This is a genomic window from Jiella mangrovi (genome assembly GCF_017815135.1).
In the GTDB taxonomy this organism is placed as follows: Bacteria; Pseudomonadota; Alphaproteobacteria; order Rhizobiales; family Rhizobiaceae; genus Jiella; species Jiella mangrovi.
The window spans coordinates 149,662-166,492 of record NZ_JAGJCF010000003.1 but is presented as its reverse complement, the minus strand read 5'-3'; the positions used below and the strand labels follow the sequence as shown (position 1 = coordinate 166,492).

Annotated in this window: 18 protein-coding genes; 8 read left to right on the top strand and 10 right to left on the bottom strand. The window is 65.9% G+C overall.

The annotated features are described in order from the left end of the window. Positions 1–7 precede the first annotated feature (7 nt). From J6595_RS06020 to J6595_RS05980, 9 genes are all read right to left on the bottom strand, one after another. Positions 8–367: a DUF2934 domain-containing protein gene (locus J6595_RS06020; RefSeq protein ID WP_209593552.1), complete on the bottom strand. Its 360-nt coding sequence runs from the start codon at positions 365–367 to the stop codon at positions 8–10. Positions 368–858: 491 nt separating this feature from the next. Beyond that, positions 859–1,536 (bottom strand): phosphoglycolate phosphatase, encoded by a 678-nt coding sequence (gene gph / locus J6595_RS06015; protein ID WP_209593551.1) that lies wholly within the window; start codon positions 1,534–1,536, stop codon positions 859–861. Beyond that, positions 1,536–2,093: a thioredoxin family protein gene (locus J6595_RS06010; RefSeq protein ID WP_209593550.1), complete on the bottom strand. Its 558-nt coding sequence runs from the start codon at positions 2,091–2,093 to the stop codon at positions 1,536–1,538. The genes gph and J6595_RS06010 overlap by 1 nt, the downstream gene beginning before the upstream one ends. Positions 2,094–2,254: 161 nt before the next feature. Continuing rightward, positions 2,255–2,461 (bottom strand): hypothetical protein, encoded by a 207-nt coding sequence (locus tag J6595_RS06005; RefSeq protein ID WP_209593549.1) that lies wholly within the window; start codon positions 2,459–2,461, stop codon positions 2,255–2,257. A 215-nt stretch (positions 2,462–2,676) separates the two neighbouring features. Then, entirely contained in the window at positions 2,677–3,486 is an 810-nt protein-coding gene (locus J6595_RS06000; RefSeq protein WP_209593548.1) for a formylmethanofuran dehydrogenase subunit C, read from the bottom strand. After that, positions 3,483–4,427, bottom strand: a complete 945-nt coding sequence (gene fhcD / locus J6595_RS05995; RefSeq protein ID WP_209593547.1) for a formylmethanofuran--tetrahydromethanopterin N-formyltransferase — start codon at positions 4,425–4,427, stop codon at positions 3,483–3,485. Before fhcD ends, J6595_RS06000 begins: the two co-directional genes overlap by 4 nt. After that, positions 4,415–6,055 carry a formylmethanofuran dehydrogenase subunit A gene (locus tag J6595_RS05990; protein WP_209593546.1) on the bottom strand — a complete coding sequence of 547 codons (1,641 nt, stop codon included), beginning with the start codon at positions 6,053–6,055 and terminating at the stop codon, positions 4,415–4,417. Before J6595_RS05990 ends, fhcD begins: the two co-directional genes overlap by 13 nt. Before the next feature lie 28 nt (positions 6,056–6,083). Then, entirely contained in the window at positions 6,084–7,196 is a 1,113-nt protein-coding gene (locus J6595_RS05985) for a molybdopterin-binding domain-containing protein (RefSeq protein WP_209593545.1), read from the bottom strand. A gap of 173 nt (positions 7,197–7,369) precedes the next feature. Beyond that, positions 7,370–7,741: a 4a-hydroxytetrahydrobiopterin dehydratase gene (locus J6595_RS05980; RefSeq protein WP_209593544.1), complete on the bottom strand. Its 372-nt coding sequence runs from the start codon at positions 7,739–7,741 to the stop codon at positions 7,370–7,372. A 75-nt stretch (positions 7,742–7,816) separates the two neighbouring features. Between J6595_RS05980 and J6595_RS05975 the strand changes: the two genes are divergently transcribed. The 8 genes from J6595_RS05975 (at position 7,817) to J6595_RS05940 (ending at position 15,528) form a co-directional block, all read left to right on the top strand. Beyond that, positions 7,817–8,800 (top strand): beta-ribofuranosylaminobenzene 5'-phosphate synthase family protein, encoded by a 984-nt coding sequence (locus tag J6595_RS05975; protein ID WP_209593543.1) that lies wholly within the window; start codon positions 7,817–7,819, stop codon positions 8,798–8,800. A gap of 90 nt (positions 8,801–8,890) precedes the next feature. After that, a complete protein-coding gene (locus tag J6595_RS05970; RefSeq protein ID WP_209593542.1) occupies positions 8,891–9,787 on the top strand; it encodes an NAD(P)-dependent methylenetetrahydromethanopterin dehydrogenase in 897 nt (298 codons plus the stop codon). Further along, complete coding sequence (locus J6595_RS05965; RefSeq protein WP_209593541.1) at positions 9,784–10,908, top strand: ATP-grasp domain-containing protein; 1,125 nt, start codon at positions 9,784–9,786, stop codon at positions 10,906–10,908. The genes J6595_RS05970 and J6595_RS05965 overlap by 4 nt, the downstream gene beginning before the upstream one ends. Beyond that, positions 10,905–11,876: a methenyltetrahydromethanopterin cyclohydrolase gene (gene mch, locus J6595_RS05960; protein ID WP_209593540.1), complete on the top strand. Its 972-nt coding sequence runs from the start codon at positions 10,905–10,907 to the stop codon at positions 11,874–11,876. The genes J6595_RS05965 and mch overlap by 4 nt, the downstream gene beginning before the upstream one ends. Continuing rightward, a complete protein-coding gene (locus J6595_RS05955; protein WP_209593539.1) occupies positions 11,860–12,807 on the top strand; it encodes a RimK family alpha-L-glutamate ligase in 948 nt (315 codons plus the stop codon). Before mch ends, J6595_RS05955 begins: the two co-directional genes overlap by 17 nt. After that, complete coding sequence (locus tag J6595_RS05950; protein ID WP_209593538.1) at positions 12,804–13,697, top strand: triphosphoribosyl-dephospho-CoA synthase; 894 nt, start codon at positions 12,804–12,806, stop codon at positions 13,695–13,697. Before J6595_RS05955 ends, J6595_RS05950 begins: the two co-directional genes overlap by 4 nt. 236 nt (positions 13,698–13,933) lie before the next feature. Beyond that, the gene (gene fae, locus J6595_RS05945) at positions 13,934–14,443 is read left to right on the top strand and encodes a formaldehyde-activating enzyme (RefSeq protein WP_209593537.1); all 510 of its coding nucleotides are present in this window, start codon (positions 13,934–13,936) and stop codon (positions 14,441–14,443) included. Between the two features lie 311 nt (positions 14,444–14,754). Further along, positions 14,755–15,528, top strand: coding sequence for an NAD kinase (locus J6595_RS05940; protein ID WP_209593536.1), 774 nt, complete (start codon positions 14,755–14,757; stop codon positions 15,526–15,528). Between the two features lie 149 nt (positions 15,529–15,677). Here the strand turns inward: J6595_RS05940 and J6595_RS05935 are convergent, their stop codons facing one another. Further along, the gene (locus J6595_RS05935; protein WP_209593535.1) at positions 15,678–16,805 is read right to left on the bottom strand and encodes a DUF2336 domain-containing protein; all 1,128 of its coding nucleotides are present in this window, start codon (positions 16,803–16,805) and stop codon (positions 15,678–15,680) included. Positions 16,806–16,831: the final 26 nt, after the last annotated feature.

Below are 16,831 nucleotides of genomic sequence, written 5' to 3'. Positions count from 1 at the left end.
ATCCAGCTCAGCCGCTTCGGCGCATGCGCGGCGGAGCGTCCTGCAGGATCGCCGGATCCGGCATCGGCCTCGGACGCCGCCAGGCCGGTCGCTGTGAGACGACCTCGTTGGGATAAAATTCTCTGCCGAAGGGCTCGGGTGTCCACAGAGCCTGTCTCAGTCGTTCGACTTCCGAGAGCCCGGCAGTGAACGCCTCCGGCTCGATTTCCCGCGCCATGACGGGCGTTGCATCGACCGGGTGAAGCTCGGCATAGATCCGATTGGCCTCGGCCCAGTGCTCGTGCTCGCGCCCGGTGGGGCAGCCTTCCTGTTCCCAGATTTGGTATGCAAGAGCCCGGATCTCGGCCGCGTCGTCGATCCTCGGCATGTTGTCTCCTCCCTGCCCGCCCGTCGGCAAGAGTTGTGATTCAAGTCGCTCCGCAAAAAGTCCAAGCGCCGGTAAATGGTTGCATCACCAGATCGCCAAGTTTGCCTAAACTCTTTGGCTGCATAAGCTTTTTTACGCCCGCCACCTCTTGCGAACACCGTCCCGCGCTGAATCGCCTCGCGCGAATCACCGCGAACGTGCATTATCCGCTCAGTGCGCAGGCTACTGCAACCACCACGAGCCATAGACCGATTGTCGCAACGAGGATGCTGTCCTCGGCTCTTCTGTAGTTCATCATGATTGCCCGATCTCCCGCCGCGTTCCGGCAACAGTGCGAGCCGCATCTAGGGTAAACATCTAGGGCATTGAAAAGAAAATCAAATACGGCGGGCAAGCCGCAAGTCGCGTGGACGATTGGCGCAACTGGATTTGCCCAGATAAGGTTCGTTTTCCTTACGGAATTGGCCGCCAGCATCTCTGGCGCTACTGTCTCAGCGAAGCGTCTGGAACAAAGCCGGCAGATCAGCGAGGCTGTCGACCGCGGCATCCGGGGCAAGCTCTTCCGGCGACAGAGTCGTATAGCCGCCGATGACGGCGACGACGGTGATCTTCGCGGCTTTCCCCGCCCCGACATCGTTCTCGCTGTCGCCGACGAAGACGACATCGGCGGGATCGAGGCCGAGTCTCTCGCAGGCGAGAAGAAGGAGCCCCGGCGCCGGCTTGGTCGGCGGCCCGGCATCGCCGCCGATAATGATATCCATCAGCTCGAAGAGCCCGAAATGCTGCAGGATCTCCTTCGTCGCATGGCCGGGCTTGTTGGTGACGATGCCGATCTTTCGGCCATCGGCCTTCAGGCTTCGCGTCACCTCGCTGGCGCCGGCGCAGAGCGTCGTGAGTTCGGTGCTGCGCGGCTCGTAGATCTTGAGGAAGCGATCGACGATCCTGTCGCGTGTCGCCGGATCGAGCTCCTTGTCCAGCGCGGCATAGGCGCGCTCAACGAGCTTTGGCACGCCGGCGCCGATCATCCGCGTGACCGCCTCGAGCGTGAAGGGCGGCTCGCCATAGCTCTCCAGCGTCTGATTGAGCGCGGCGTGAAGATCCGGCGCCGAATCGATCAGCGTTCCGTCAAGATCGAACAGAACCGCCTTCGGCCAGTCGGCGCGGGCCATCAGGCGGCCTCCTTCCATTTGATCGAGCAGCCGATCGAGGGGATCTGCCCGGAAGGTCCCTCTCCCGTCTCGGCGACCCGTCGCATCGCGTCGAAGAGGTCGCGGGCGGTGCCTTTGGGCGCCTCCTCCTTGCGGGACGCGTCGATCCGGCCGCGATATTGCAGCTTCAGCGCCTTGTTGAAGCCGAAGAAATCCGGTGTGCAGACGGCGCCATAGGCCCGCGCGACGCTCTGGTCCTCGTCATGAAGATAGGGGAACGAAAACCCGTGGGCCTGGGCAAAGCGCTTCATGTTCTCGAACGAGTCCTGAGGATAGGCCTCGGCGTCGTTGGAGGAGATCGCGACCGTGCCGATCCCGATCGCGGAAAGCTCTGCGGCGTCGCGGACCAGCCGGTCGATCACCGCCTTCACATAGGGGCAGTGATTGCAGATGAAGGCGACCAGCAGACCGTTCTCGCCGCGACATTCGAAGATCCTGTGCTTCTTGCCATCGACGCCGGGAAGCTCGGCATCGACGGCCGGCCAGCCGAACTCGCAGACGGGGGGATGTGCGGCCATTCGTGATACTCTCGTTCCAGACGGGTGCCCCGCTGCATTATGGGGCGTCACGCCGAAGTGGAAAGCGCAACGAACGGTCAAGGAGCCCCAAGGTCAACCGGTCGAGTCTCGCCGGGTCGGCGTTACGCCCGGGAGCCGTCAGACGGCTGGCCCGTCGCCGGTCAGATCGGATCCTGCCGCTGCCCGGGCCATTCACAGCGCCACTTGGTCACCTTCCATTTGGGGTGATTGCCGGCCCATTCGGCGACATAGGGCGAGGACAGCATCATGCACTGCGCCGTCGTTCCCCGCGCCTGATACGTCAGACGCTCCTCCTTGCAGCTCGCCGGGTTGGCGACTAGGCAGACGGTCATGACGAGATCGATCATCGGCTGCGTTTCCTTCCGATCAACACGGCGCCCACCGTGCAAGGGTCAGGTCCCGGAGTTTCGCAGAAAATAGCGACATGGATGCATGGTGGCAGGCGGCGCGGTGCCGCAGCGGGCCATCCGGCGCTCGACAGGGCATATTCGCCGGTTTCGCGGCGCCAACTGCCACTGGACGACGGGCAGCGGATGCCAAATGCCCTCGCCTTGCCGCCGGCTCAAAGCGGCAGGAAGATCTCGCCGAGCCCCAGAACCGCCGTGTCGCCGCCAAGCCGGCGCATCGCCATCCCGTCGAACCCGACCGGCCCGACCACCCCTTTTGAAAATTCCCGCGCCATCACGCTGAAAATGAGGAGATCGGCCGGCCCGTTGTCGAGAAAGGTCGGCGCGAGATGCTCCGCCCCGCCGCACAGGAACAGCGTGCCGCGCTTCATCAGCCGGCCGGGTGTGCCGCCCGCCCGCCCCCCGACGATGATGCTGCCGGCGATCATCCGGCTGCCGACATCGTCTTCGGCATCGCCCATGATCGAAATCACGCCGCGGCGCATGCGATCGCCGGCCCGAGGCCCGGCCTTGCCGGCAACGACGATCGTGCCGCCTTTGATGCCGGCCATCTCGCCCGCCAGCGGGCCGCCGAGGCGCTCGCCGCAATCGCCCGCGATACGGATCACGCCACCGGACATCGCCGAGCCGGCATGGCCACCGACCGAGCCCTCGACGGTGATCCGACCGCCGCTCATCGCCCGCCCGAGCCGGTTGCCGGCGTCGCCATCGACGCGGATTTCGCCGGCATCCATCGCCTCGCCGATCCGGTCGAAACGCGGCGAACCGCCCTCGAAGCATATCTCGGCCGCATCGTCGCCGGAAATGTCGAACAGGTCTCCGACGGTCAGGCGCAGCCGCGTGGTTCCGACGACGACCCCCGCCATGTCCTTCCGCGTCAGGCCCTTGAGCCGCGACGGAACCAGTGGCGACAGGTCCAGCCGCTCCTGCGGCTCGCTCTTCTTGCGAAAGGTCAGCCCGGTCATGGGAGCAGATCCTTCAGATGGAAATGATGGGGCCCGAGATTGCCGCCGTAATTGCCGGCGCCGATCCGCAACGCCCCGTCCTGCGGCCCGAGTTCGGTGATCGCCTTGATGCCGACGCGCATCGCATCGGACACCGCCCCGGCCGTCAGCCCGTCGATCACGATCTCCAGCACCGAGCCGATCTCCGGCCCGAGCTCGGATTTCGTAACGCCCTTTAGCGTCGGGCAGTAGGCGTCGTTGGTGGAGGCCATCATGCCCTCGTACTTGCCGCCGACCTTCGAGCCGGAGCGCACGATCCCGCCGGGAAACGGCATGATCACGTCTGGCACCTTGCGCATGGCGGCGATGGCGGCTTCCGATGCGGCCAGCGCCTGGGCGCTCGTCGCGGCCATGATCAGGAGATTGCCGCCGCCGACGCCGTTGGTGGTGACGCCCGTGCGCGCCTCGCAGAGGAACTCCCCCTCCATGACAGGCATGCGCCAGAAATGCCTACCCTCGAACTTCTTCGAGATCTGCCAGCCATCGGCGAAATAGCGGATCCCGGAGCCCAGATCGATCTCCGCCTCGCCTTCGAGATCGGCGTAGCAGGCCGATGACGGGCTGGTGAGGACGCACTGGCCAAGGCGGGTGGTGACCTGCTTTTCGAGCCCGCCGGCATCGAAGGAGAAAAACAGGACGCGCACGCCCGGCCGGCCGTCGCGGGTCTCCTCCGGCGAAAGGACGCGGTCGATCCCGCCCTCGCAGCCGCAGGCGATGACCGAGGTGGCAAAACCGGTCATCGAGCGGGCCGCCTCCAGAGCCCATTTCTCGTTGACGGCGGTGATCTGCAGGGCCGTGCCGGCCATGGGAAAGGCCTCGGCGAAGCCGTCGTCGATACGAACGCCGTTGACGACCGACGCGACGCCGCCCTCACCTACCAATGTCTCGTTCACGCCCGGCATGGCATCACCTTGAACGGCTCCTCGCGTCCGAGCGCGCCTTCGGGCACTTCGAACCATCGGGAGGACAGCCCATATTTGTCGTCGAAATACCGGTCGAGACGGGTCTGCATCGCCTTGTCCGGTTCCGGCCTGAGGGTGAGCGCCCGGCCGAACTTGCGCTTGACCACCGCGCCATCGCGCACGACCAGATCCCCGTCCTTCAGGACATAGGCGGCCCTCGCGAACATCGCCGCCTTGTCGTCGCCCGGCCGGTAGACCGAGACATCGCCGACGGCGCCAGCGCCCAGATGGCCACGATCGGCCGTCCCCAGCAGCCTTGCTGGGGCAGCTCGCGTCATCGTCGCGATCTCGCCAAGCGTGTATTCGCGCTCGATCTCGGGCAGCGACGTCATCTTCGCGACCGATTTCGGCAGCGCTTCGAGCCATCGGGCCCTCACGCCCCGATCCATCAAAAGCGCGAAAATGTCAGGATAGGTGGTGAAGGGCGCGCCGTTCGGGTGGTCCGTCGTGAAGAACACGCGGGACGGATCCTCGATCAACAGGAATAGCTCGAGCCCGATCGCCCATTGCAGGGCGTTGTGGAAGCTCTTCTTTTTGTAGTCCATCGGCACGACGCCGCCGCCATTGGCCTCGTGGTCGAAGATGATGCTCTTGCCGGGGCTCGCCTGCTTCGCCCCGGCGAACTGGCGCAGCTCGTCCGACGAAATGGTCACGGTCTGACCGAACATGACCTGGCCGATATCGACGGTGACCTCCTTCGTCGCATTCACGAGCTCGGCAAGCTTCTGCCCCCGCGAGGAGAACCGTCGCTTGCCCTCGGTGCCATAGCCGTAGAACTGGATATGGGCGAGATGCAGAGGATCGCCCTCGGCGGCCTTGATCGTCGCCTCGATCGCGTCCGAGGAAGCGCCGGGCACGCCGAGATTGTTGCAGTGGACATGCAAAGGGTGCGGGATGCCGAGGGTCTTCACTGCGCTCTGCAGCGTCTTCATGATCTGGCGGGACGAGACGCCGTAATCGGGCACCACGTCGTCGAAGTCGAATTTGCGGACGTTCTCCTTGAAGGCCGCCGAGCCCCCGGCATTGATGCATTTGACGCCGAGTGCCCGGCTGGAGGCGACCGTCCAGGACACGTAGTCGGCGATCGCGGCGTCGCTCTCGCCAGCGCGGATCATCTCGAGCAAGAGATCGTCATTGCCGAGGACGACGAGCGTCGCCTTGTCGATGATCGGCGTGTCGGCCAGTTCGAGATGGGCATGCAGGGCCGAGGACGGCGCCATGGCGGGTTCGACCACCGTGGTGAAGCCCATCTCGGCGTAGCGAAGCCCGGTCTCCTCCGTCGTCCAGCCGACCTTCGACAGCGCCGTCTCGCCGGGCCGCGACGAAAACGCCCTGTGCCACTCCGGCAGGAGCAGGCGCGCCGTGTTCACATGGCCGCCGGCGATGTGCGAATGGATGTCGATGGCGCCCGCCATGACGACGAGGCCGGTGCAGTCGATCGTCTCGTCGGCCTCTCTTGCGGGCGCGGGCGCCTCGACTACCGTCCCGTCTTCGATGAAGACGTCACCAACGCCATCACGATCATTCGCCGGATCGACGACGTGACCGCCCTTCAGCCGTGTCAGCATGGCCGATTTCCCTCCCTGCCGCTGCCCATCAGGCCGCTTTCTCCGCGTTCTCGCCAAGCTGGCTGGCCAAAGCGTCGAGAATGCCCGCCGCCGTCGGCAGCTCGCTTTTCGTCTCCGCGGATGTCGCGACGAAATCGCCGAACCGCGCATTGTAGAGAACGCCATCGTGGTCGCGGCCGGCCGCCCCGACCTTGAACGCGACCTTGGCTCCGGACGTCTGGCCCGAGCCGGCGGCGATCAGGATCGTCGGCTTTTCGGGCGGAGGGAGAGAGGTATCGGCGCCGGCCAGGGCATCGACATAGACGACGACATCCGCCTCTCCCTCTTTCGCAATCTGCCGCTCGCTGGAAAACAGCGCCGGATCGTGTTCCCACTCGCCGCGGCCATGGGAAATCCGCAAGGGAAAACCGCTGGTCCAGGTCGCCTGCAGCGCCGCGCCGAGCGCGTCGGGATCAGCGACGACGAGAAGCGTGCTTGCGCGGGTGGTCTGGTTGAGGTCTTCGGCCAGACCGAAAATCTGCTCGGTCCCGATCTCGCCGAATTCCGACGGCGAAAAGATGATGGCGGCAAACCCCGCTTCGGAAAGAAACCGGGCGACAGTCTCGACCACTTCGTCGCCGACGGCGCCCTCGCCCACCCTGCGGCCGCCGAGCTTTGCTCTCACCATCCCGAGAAGATCGACGACGTCGTCGCTGGCGCAGTCGAGATGGTCACTTTCCACGCCCCCCGGCAGCGTCACGGTCTGACGCGAAACAGCCATGAAGCTGCGGCCGGCGCCGCGGCTACGCACGCCGAGATCGGGTGTGGTTTCGGCCAGCATTCTCAGGAGGTCGGCGCCGATCGTTGCGGGCTCGTCACCGACGATCAGAACCCGGTCGGCGCGCCGGCGCATCTCGCCGGGTGCCGCGAGAAAGGCGCCGCCGTCGCGCGCGGCGGCGATGAACGGGTAAAGACCCGCCGATTTTGCATGGTCGACGATCCCGCCGGCGCGGAGGGCGAGCAAAAAGGCCGCCCTCACCCCTGCAACATCGGTGCGAAGGCCGGTGACCAGCGGCTGGCGCGCCTTTCCCAGCAGGGTTCCAGCGGCACGCAGCGCCTCTTCAAGAGACGCCGGCTTTCCGTCTATCCACGCAGTCTCCAAGACGACTCGCTTTCTGTGCCCCAGGCGAAGCTATTGTCTGCGAAGCGAAGGTCAATCGACCTTCGCCTTGCCTCGAGCAGGATGCCCGCGCGCTTGGCGCCGTAAGAAGGCGGAAATGGCAAGTCGCCACCCGCAGCGTGCGCCGAATGTGAACCCGCGGTTCGGACGGGCGATCAGCCCTCGTCGTATTTGATGTAGGCAAAGCGCGGATCGTCCGGCGTTCCCTGCAGCGGGCCGTCTTCCTTGCCCGGTTGCCACATCACCACGTCCTCGATCTTTCGGGCGAGGGCGAAGTCCGCATCGGTGATGCCCTTGGCGGCATGGTTCATCAGCCGAACCTCGACCCAGGCGTAGGAGGCGGTGAGGTCCGGATGGTGGAAAGCCGCCTCGGCGAGATGGCCGACCGTGTTGATCAGCATCAAGGTGCCCTTCCAGCTGTTCGTCTTGTAGGTTCGGCGGATCCAGCCCTCTTCGAGCCGCCATGTCGGCAGCTCCGCTTTCAGCCTGTCCTCGACCTCGGCATCGGAATAGGTCTTCGCTGCCATCGCAATTTCTCCCTTGCCCCGTCATCCAAGGCCACAATAATAGGACTCGGGCACCTATCAAGGCAGGATAACTCTTTGAGCGAAGACGCAGTCACCGTCTCGGCGCCTGCCCGGCTGCATTTGGGATTCCTCGACCCCGGCGGATCTCTCGGCCGGCGTTTCGGCGGTATAGGCCTTGCTCTCGAAGCCCCGGCGACGACCGTCACGCTTCGGCGCGGCAGCCGCGACGTGGTGCGCGGCGACGACGCCGAGCGGGCGCTCGGCCATGTTGCCGATATTCGCGAGATGCTCGCGCTGTCATCAGGCTACGACGTCGCCATCGAGACGGCGATACCCGCCCATGCCGGCCTCGGTTCCGGCACGCAGCTCGCATTGGCCATCGCCTGCGGATTGCGCCGCCTTGAAGGGCTCGAGCTCGACCCCGAGCGCGACGCCGCGCGGCTCGGGCGGGGCAACCGGTCCGGCCTCGGCGTCGCCTTCGTCACCGGCGGCGGCGTCGCCGTGGATGGCGGCAAGGGCCAGTCGGACAGGCCCCCGCCCCTGATCGCGCGGCTGCCATTTCCGGAAAACTGGCGTGCCATCCTCGTCATGGACCCGCAGCGGGAAGGCATTCACGGTCCGGACGAACTCGAAGCCTTCGCCGCGCTCTCGCCCTTCCCCTCGAGCCAGGCCGCGCGCATCTGTCAGCTCGTCCTCTTGCGCGCGCTCCCAGCCCTCGCCGAGCAAGACCTTTCGTCCTTCGGGGCTGCGATCAGCGAGGTCCAGAATAAAGTCGGCGCCCATTTCGCCGCGGCGCAGGGCGGCATCTTCACCAGCGCGAAAGTCGCGGCGGCCTGCGAATGGCTGGGGGCGAATGGCGCCCACGGGATCGGCCAGAGCTCCTGGGGACCGACCGGTTTCGCCTTTGCCGAAAGCGCCGATACCGCAAAACGGCTGGTCAGCCATCTGAGCCGTTTGGGCCTTGCCGACAGCCTCGACATTCGCATCGTCAGCGGCCGCAATCGCGGCATCGAAATCAGCCGCAGCGCCTTGGCCGCGCGCCGCCTCGGCACGGGCTGACGCCCCGCCCCATCGCGGCACTCGCCGCCACGAGATCAGCCGCTTCCGCAAGACAGACCGCAACGACAAGAACGAATGGAGAAACACCCGATGGCAGCAAAGAACATCCTCCACATGCTCACGCCGCACAAGCATGTCAGCCCGTTCGACGTCAACATGGCTCTCGATGCCGGCTACGATTCCGTCACGCCCTATGAAGACGTGACGATGGAGGACGTCGCCGATCTCGTCCAGGACGTGATCTTCTCGCGCCCGCCCGATCGCGGCGTCCACTCGGCGGTGTTCTTCGGCGGTGACGACGCGGTGCTCGCCCTCGACATGATCGAGACGGCGAAGGGCGCGCTCGTGCCCCCGTTCGGCTGCAACATCATGGCCGATCCCGCCGGCTCGTTCACCACCGCCGCCGCGATGGTGGCCCTCGTCGAAAAGACGCTCAAGGACAAGATGGGAAAGGCGCTTTCCGACGTCTCGATCGCCGTCTTCGGCGCCACCGGCGTCGTCGGCTATTGCGCCGCGGTGATATCAGCCCTCGAGGGCGCCCGGGTGAAGATCGTCGGCTATTCGGGCCTCGAGCGCGTTCAGAAACGGGCCGACGAGATGAAGGAGCGCTTCGGTGTGACGGTCAAGCCGGTCGACGGATCGAGCGACGAGAAGAACACCGCCATCATCGCGGACGTCGAGGTGGTCTTCTCCGCGGCCAGGGCCGGCGTGCAGGTTCTCAGCCTGGAGCAGCTCCAGACCGCCGAAAAGCTGCTCGTCGCGGCCGACGCCAATGCCGTGCCGCCGCTTGGGCTGGATGGGATCGAGGTGATGGCGAATGGCGAGCCGATCGAGGGAACGAACGCGCTCGGGATCGGCGCGCTCGCCGTCGGTCCGATGAAGTCGAACACGGAGCAGGGTCTGCTCAAGCGCATGATCGAGGCCAAGGAGCCGCAATCGCTCGATTTCCGTGACGCATTCCAGCTCGCCCGCAGCCTCGTGTCATGACCGACATGGGCCGGCCGACGATCCTTGCAGCGGCCTTTTCGGCGCGGCAGATCGCGGCGAGCGCGAAACTCGCCGGAATCGACTGTCTCGCGGTGGATTTTTTCGGCGATCTCGATCTGCGCGATCACGCGCGCAAGAGCGAGGTTCTGCGCGGGCATTATCCGGATGGCTTTTCCAGCGACGCCCTGCTCGCAGCTCTGGAGCGTCTGAGCGAAGGCGAGGAACCGCTCGGCTTCGTCTACGGCGCGGGCTTCGAGGACCGGCCGGAGCTTCTTCAAAGCGTCGCCTCCCGCTGGCCGATCCTCGGCACCGACCCCGAGACCGCCCGCCGGCTGAAGGACCCGGAGGCCTTCGCGGCAGCCTGCCGAAAGGCCGGCGTCGCCCATCCGACGATTTGCAGATCGCGACCCGCCGACCGCGAAAACTGGCTGTCGAAGAAGATCGGCGGCTGCGGCGGCAGCCATGTTCGTCATGGCGATGCCGATGAGGCTCCGGATCGCTACTACCAGCGCTTCGTCAGCGGCGAGCGAATCTCCATGGCTTTCGTCGCGGCCGGCGAGCTTTATGCGTGTCTCGGCTATTCGCGCCAATGGAGCGATCCCTCCCCCGAAGAGCCGTTTCGCTACGGCGGCGCCGTCGGCCCGGTGAAGGTGGCGGCCGGACCGGACGAAACCATGCGGGAAGAGGTCGCCGGCGTGCTTTCGACCATGCCCTTGCGCGGGCTCTGCAGCGCGGACTTCGTCCTCGATGGCCGGGATGCCGTTCTGCTCGAGATCAATGCCCGGGCCGGGGCGACGATCGACGTCTTCGACCATCCCGAGCGTCCGCTCCTCGGCCTGCATCTTGCTGCCATGCGGGGCGAACTGCCCGAACTGGATACCGATCCGTATGGCGAAACCCGCGCAAGCGGGCTCGCCTGGGCGGTTCGGACGGTGGTCATCGCGGACAGCTTCCGCTGGCCCGGATGGACACGCGACCGCACCGACCCGCCAGCGCGGTTCGAACGCGGCGAACCGATCTGCACGGTGGTCGCTTCGGCTGCCACTGCCGAAGCCGCCGAACGGCTGTTTCGTGATAGAACGCGGGAAATCAACCAGATGCTGGGGAGTAAGGCGGCATGAGTCAGACGAGGGTCCTATCCGTGAACGCTGGCGCCCTGCCGCTCGTCGAGGAACTCCGCACGAGAGCGCAGGAACTGAAGCTGGCCGTGTCGACGGGCGCGGCCGGTGAGACGGTGATCGACGCCGGCGCAAGCGTTCCCGGCAGTATCGAGGCCGGCCGCTTGATCACCGAAATCTGCCTCGGCGGGCTCGGTTCGGTGACGATCGGCGCCTCGGAGCGACTGCCGCGCTGCCCCTTCGCCCTGACGGTACGCTCGTCGAACCCGGTGATCGCCTTTATGGGCAGCCAGTATGCCGGCTGGCAGCTGACAAACGAGGAGGGCGAGGAAAGCTACTTCGCCATGGGATCCGGCCCCGCCCGCGCCCTCGCCGGCAAGGAGACGCTGTTCACCGACATCGCCTATGCCGACCAGAGCGAAGCGGCGACGCTCGTGCTCGAAGCCGCCAGCTCGCCGCCGGAGGCCCTGGTGCGACGCATTGCCGACGCCTGCGACATCACGCCGGAAAACCTCACGGTGATCTTCACGCCGACCCAATCGCTGGCGGGAAGCATCCAGATCGTCGGCCGCGTCGTCGAAGTGGCGCTGCACAAGGCGCATGAGCTGAAGTTCGACATGCAGACCATCGTGGAGGGGATCGGCACGGCGCCGCTGGCGCCGCCCCATCCCGACTTTCTCACCGCCATGGGCCGCACCAACGACGCGGTGATCTATGGCGGGCGGGTGATGCTCGCCGTCACCGGCCCCGCCGATGCCGCAAGGGCCCTCGCCGAGAAGCTTCCGAGCAGCCAGTCGGAGGATTACGGCAAGCCGTTCAAAGAGATCTTCTCGCGCTATGACGGCGATTTCTACAAGATCGACGGCATGCTGTTCTCGCCCGCCGAGGTGCATGTCGTCGCGCTGGAGAGCGGCGAGACCTTCTCGGCCGGCAGGGTCGATGCGGAGCTGATCGATGCCTCTTTCGGCTGAGCCGGGAGGCGCCGGCAAGCCGCGCATCCTGCTCGTCACGGCCAATCTCGATCGACATGCGCGCGAACTGAAGGACGCGTTCGAGGCAGGAGGCGCGCTGGTCGTCACCTCGGGCCTTGCCGATGTCGGCTTCGACACTGGCGCGCGCCATGGGCTCGTCTTCCCCGGCTTCGGCGAGACGCTTCCCGACGCCGTGTGCGTCCGCACCATGGACGGCGGCAGCTTCGAGGCGGTGACCCGGCGGCTGTCGATCCTCCACGCCCTCGGCAGACTGGGCGTCCTCGTCTCCAACGATGCGCGGGCGATCGAGAACTGCGTCGACAAGGCGATGACCAGTTTCCTCATCGCAAAGGCCGGCCTGCCGACGCCGCGCAGCTGGACGGTGGAATCGCGCGCCGAGGCCGAGCGGATCGTCGCGGCGGAAAACCGCGCGCTCGTTCTCAAGCCGCTGTTCGGGGCGCAGGGCAAGGGCCTGAGGCTGATCGGCAGCATCGACGACCTGCCGCCGCATGACGAGATCGCCGGCGGCGTCTTCTATCTCCAGCGCTTCATCGGCCATTCGTCTGACGGGCGATGGTCGGACTACCGCGTCCTCGTCTCGCAGGGGCGCGTCGTCGCCGCCATGCGCCGCGAGGCGGCATGCTGGATCACCAATATCAAGCAGGGCGCCTCGGCCCATGCGATCGAGGCCGACCGCGAGCTCGAAGACCTCGCCATAGCCGCCACCACGGCGGTCGGCGGCGACTTTTGCGGCGTCGATCTCTTGAAGGATGCAAGCGGCCGGCCAAACGTTCTGGAGGTCAATTCCATGCCGGCCTGGACCGGGCTGAAAAAGGCGAGCGGCCTCGACATCGCAGCTGTTCGGGCGAAGGACCTTCTCGGCGCCCTCGCCGCCCGGCGCCGGGTCCGCGAGCATCCAGCCCTGACATGAGCCTTTCTTCGGCAACGGTCGAAGCAGCGTTTCTCGCCGCCTGTCACGCGGAGATCGAGACGCTGAAGCCCGGCAACGTCCATCGGTTCGCCGCCGGCCACGGCATGACGACGGAGACCTTCCGGGCCGCGGCCAAGGCGGCCGCGCCGGCCATCGCCCGCACGGGAGCACCGGTCGGGGCGCGGATCCTCGCGGCGACCGAGGCGAGTTTCGCCGCCGTCGGGGTCAATGCCAATCTCGGCATCCTTCTCCTTTGCGCCCCGCTCGCCGCAGCGGCCGAGACCACGGCTGCCGAAAGTGCCAAGGCTTCGTCATCGCGGGATCTTGTCGCGGCGCTCCGCTCTGGCCTCGACCGCGTTCTGGCGGATCTTGGCGCCGACGACGCGAAGGCAGCCTTTGCGGCGATCGCCCTCGCCAATCCCGGCGGGCTTGTGCGCCGGCCGGAAAACGACGTCCGCGATGCGCCGACAATCTCTCTCGTCGAGGCGATGGCTCTCGTGTCCGACAGCGATCTCGTCGCGCGCCAATATGCCAAAAGCTTCGAGGACATCTTCGAGACCCGCCTTGCGGCCGCCGACGTGACCGTACCAACCCCGATCGACGTTCTGGGCGACGCCCGGACGGTTCGGGTCTTTCTTTCCTTTGCCGGCAAATTTCCCGACAGTCACATCGCCCGAAAATTCGGCTCCGAAACGGCAGAGGCGACCCGCGTCCGGTTTCAGGAGTTCAGTAACACCTTGAACGGGCTAAGCGATCCCCAGGAGATCCTGACGGTTGCACTCGGTTTCGATAATTCGCTCAAGCAGGAGGGCCTCAATCCCGGCACTTCGGCGGACCTGACGGTCGCGACCCTGTTCGCGAGAAATCTTGCGGAAGCGCTGCGAGGGTGATTGACTGTCAGGCGCAGGGGTCCATCTGGCCCCAAGCTATCTGGCAAACCGGTCCCATGCGGACGCCGCGAACAAGGATAGTCTCAGCCGGGTTTTGCTCGGCGACCGGGAGGAGGACGATCCAACGCGGCCGCAAAGTCGCGCGATCGGTTCGAAATCTTCTTTCGGATCGGAACGTCTTCGCGCGGCCGACTGTGTCGGACGCAGTAGCAAACGGATTTTGGAGGAATAGCTCAATGGCGACAATCAACAAGGTCATGGTCGGCGAGTCGCTCGTCGGTGAAGGCAACGAAGTTGCGCATATCGATCTGATCATCGGTCCCCGCGGCTCGGCTGCCGAGTCGGCGTTCTGTAACTCTTTGACCAACAACAAGGACGGTTTCACCACCCTCCTCGCAGTCGTCGCGCCGAACCTGCCCTGCAAGCCGAACACCGTGATGTTCAACAAGGTCACCATCAAGGGCGCCAAGCAGGCCGTCCAGATGTTCGGCCCGGCCCAGACCGCCGTTGCCCGCGCCGTCGCCGATTCGGTCGAAAAGGGCATCATCCCGGCGGCCGAAGCCGACGACCTGTTCATCTGCGTCGGCGTCTTCATCCACTGGGAGGCCGAGGACGACGCCAAGATCCGGGACTACAACTATCAGGCCACGATGGAATCGATCGAGCGCGCCATCAAGGGCACGCCGACGGCCGCCGAGGTCGTCTCGAAGAAGGGCTCCGCCGCGCATCCCTTCGCAGGCGCTTAGACAAGAGACCATCCCGGGGAAGACGACAAGTCGGCGATGCCCGCCGGCCTTCTCCGGCGATTGGCCGCCAAACTCGGTTTCCAGTAGGAAGCTTCATCACGCGACGTCTGTCGGAAGGGGCCGCAAGGCCCCTTTCGTCTGCCAGAAGGACGTCGGGCCATGGCCGGCCGGCCGCGGACGGCACGAGAGGGATTGGGCGTTCTGTGCGGTACCGCAAAGCCCGGAGTTCGAACCGCCGACACTAGCTCGTCGATAGTCGAGCCGTTAGAGTCCGAAAAATCACATTCCAAGCGATGGCCTGAAGTTCCACGATGCCCCGCTCGTTCCACTCCATCGCCTTCGTCGCCAGCGAGACTGCGCATGCGCAGGAAGCCGCGCGCCGGCTTTCGGCCCTTTACGGCAACGCCTCGAGCGAGACGGCGGACGTCGTCGTCGCGCTCGGCGGTGACGGCTTCATGCTCCAGACCCTGCACCGGTTCATGGATACGGCGCGGCCGATCTACGGCATGAACAAGGGCACCATCGGCTTCCTGATGAACCACTATCGCGAGCAGGGGCTGCGCGAGCGCCTGGCGGCGGCCGTCGAAAACGCCATCCATCCACTGGAAATGGTCGCGATCGACGCCGAGGGAACCGAGCACCGGGCCCTGGCGATCAACGAAGTGTCGATCTTCCGCCAGTCCTATCAGGCGGCGCGACTGCAGATTTCGATCGACGGCAAGGTGCGGCTCGACGAGCTCGTCTGCGATGGCGTGATGGTGGCGACGCCGACCGGGTCGACCGCCTATAATCTCTCGGCTCAGGGGCCGATTCTGCCCATCGACGCGCCGCTGCTGGCGCTGACGCCCGTCAGCCCGTTCCGGCCGCGGCGCTGGCGCGGTGCGCTTCTGCGCAATCATCAGACCGTCTCGATCGTCGCCCTCGAGGACGAGAAACGGCCGGTCAACGCGGTCGCCGACGCGACGGAGGTGAAATCCGTCAGACAGGTCACGATCCGCGAAGCGGCCGACGAGGTCTGCACCATCCTGTTCGATCAGGATCATTCCTGGGACGAGCGCATCCTGACCGAACAGTTTCGCTACTGAGCGATCCGGTCTTGAGCGTTTCGACCGAACACGAGTTCACGCGAAACGTTCGATTGCTCCGTCGAGCCGCATTGTCCGCACGTGAGAGCAGAACCGGCTTTGACCGGAAATGCTCGCGGAACGCGTCTCAAGGCTTGCGAACCGTCGGTTCAGGCCGCGACCTGCGCGGTGTCGCGGGCCGCGTCGCGCTCTGCCTCGCGGGCAAGCTGGCGCAGAAGGATCATGGCTTCGGGCAGGATCTTGCCGTTCATGCCCGCAGCGCATGCCCGCGCGAGCAGGACGGCTGGCACGGCGGCGGGGCGCATCGTGCTGTCGCCGCGGGCAATCGACCGCCACAGCGAAATCGCCTCGGCGAAGAGGAACGCCTGACCCTCGGCAATGCCGCAGCTGAGAACCAGCGCTCTCAGAGCCGGTGAGCGCCCGCCGGCGACGATCGTGGCCACCCGGCGCTCGGAACGGCGCGACAGGCTGGCGAGAAGGGTCGTGAAAAGCTCGATGTTGCCCGTACAGACGGCGCGAAGCAGCAAGGAGGGCGTGACGCCGCCACTGACGCGAAGATGCTCGCCGAACTGCGCCGTCTGGCGGCTCGTCAGTTTCTCGGCGAGAAGATTAGTGCCACGCTCCGACGCAAAATAGGCGACAGCGGCCGCTCGGCTGGCGCCGAAAAGGTTTTGCAGGAGATCTGATTGCGCCAGTATCTCTCCCACGGCCACCATCAGCTGGTGACGCACGGAGGCCGGCAGGTCCGAGCGACCCAAAAGCGCGTCGCGGATAGGGCCATCGCCGCAGAAGCGCTCCACCAGCCGTGAAAAGCTCTGATCGGAAATCGCCGCTCCATCGTTGCGGGCAAGCGCCAGCGCCGCTTCGGCCTCTCCGGTTTCGGCGATCACCGCACTGACGGGAAGCGGCACGACCGGCCGCTCGGCGATCGCGCGGCGTGCCGCCGCCGAACCGACGGCGGCAAGATCGACGAGCTCGTCTTGGGACAGATCAGCGCTGTTGCCGACGATTTGCGTGGCAACGGGCTGAATGTCCGCCGCAAGCGCGAAGAGGAGCGAGCGCGGAACGTTACGACCGCCCGAAAGCACCCGTGCCATCGCCAGCCGCACGGAAGCGGCCGGATCGTCTAGAAGAAGCGTCAGGGAGGCGACGATGACGTCGCGGTCTGTGCCTTTGGCGCCGCCATGAACGAGCGTCTCGGCAAGCATCGTCGCCGCCTCGCAGCGCTCGCGGGTCGTCGCTTCACGGGTCCATTTGGCAAAACGCTGTACGATCATGGAAGCTGACACCCCTCGCCCGAGAT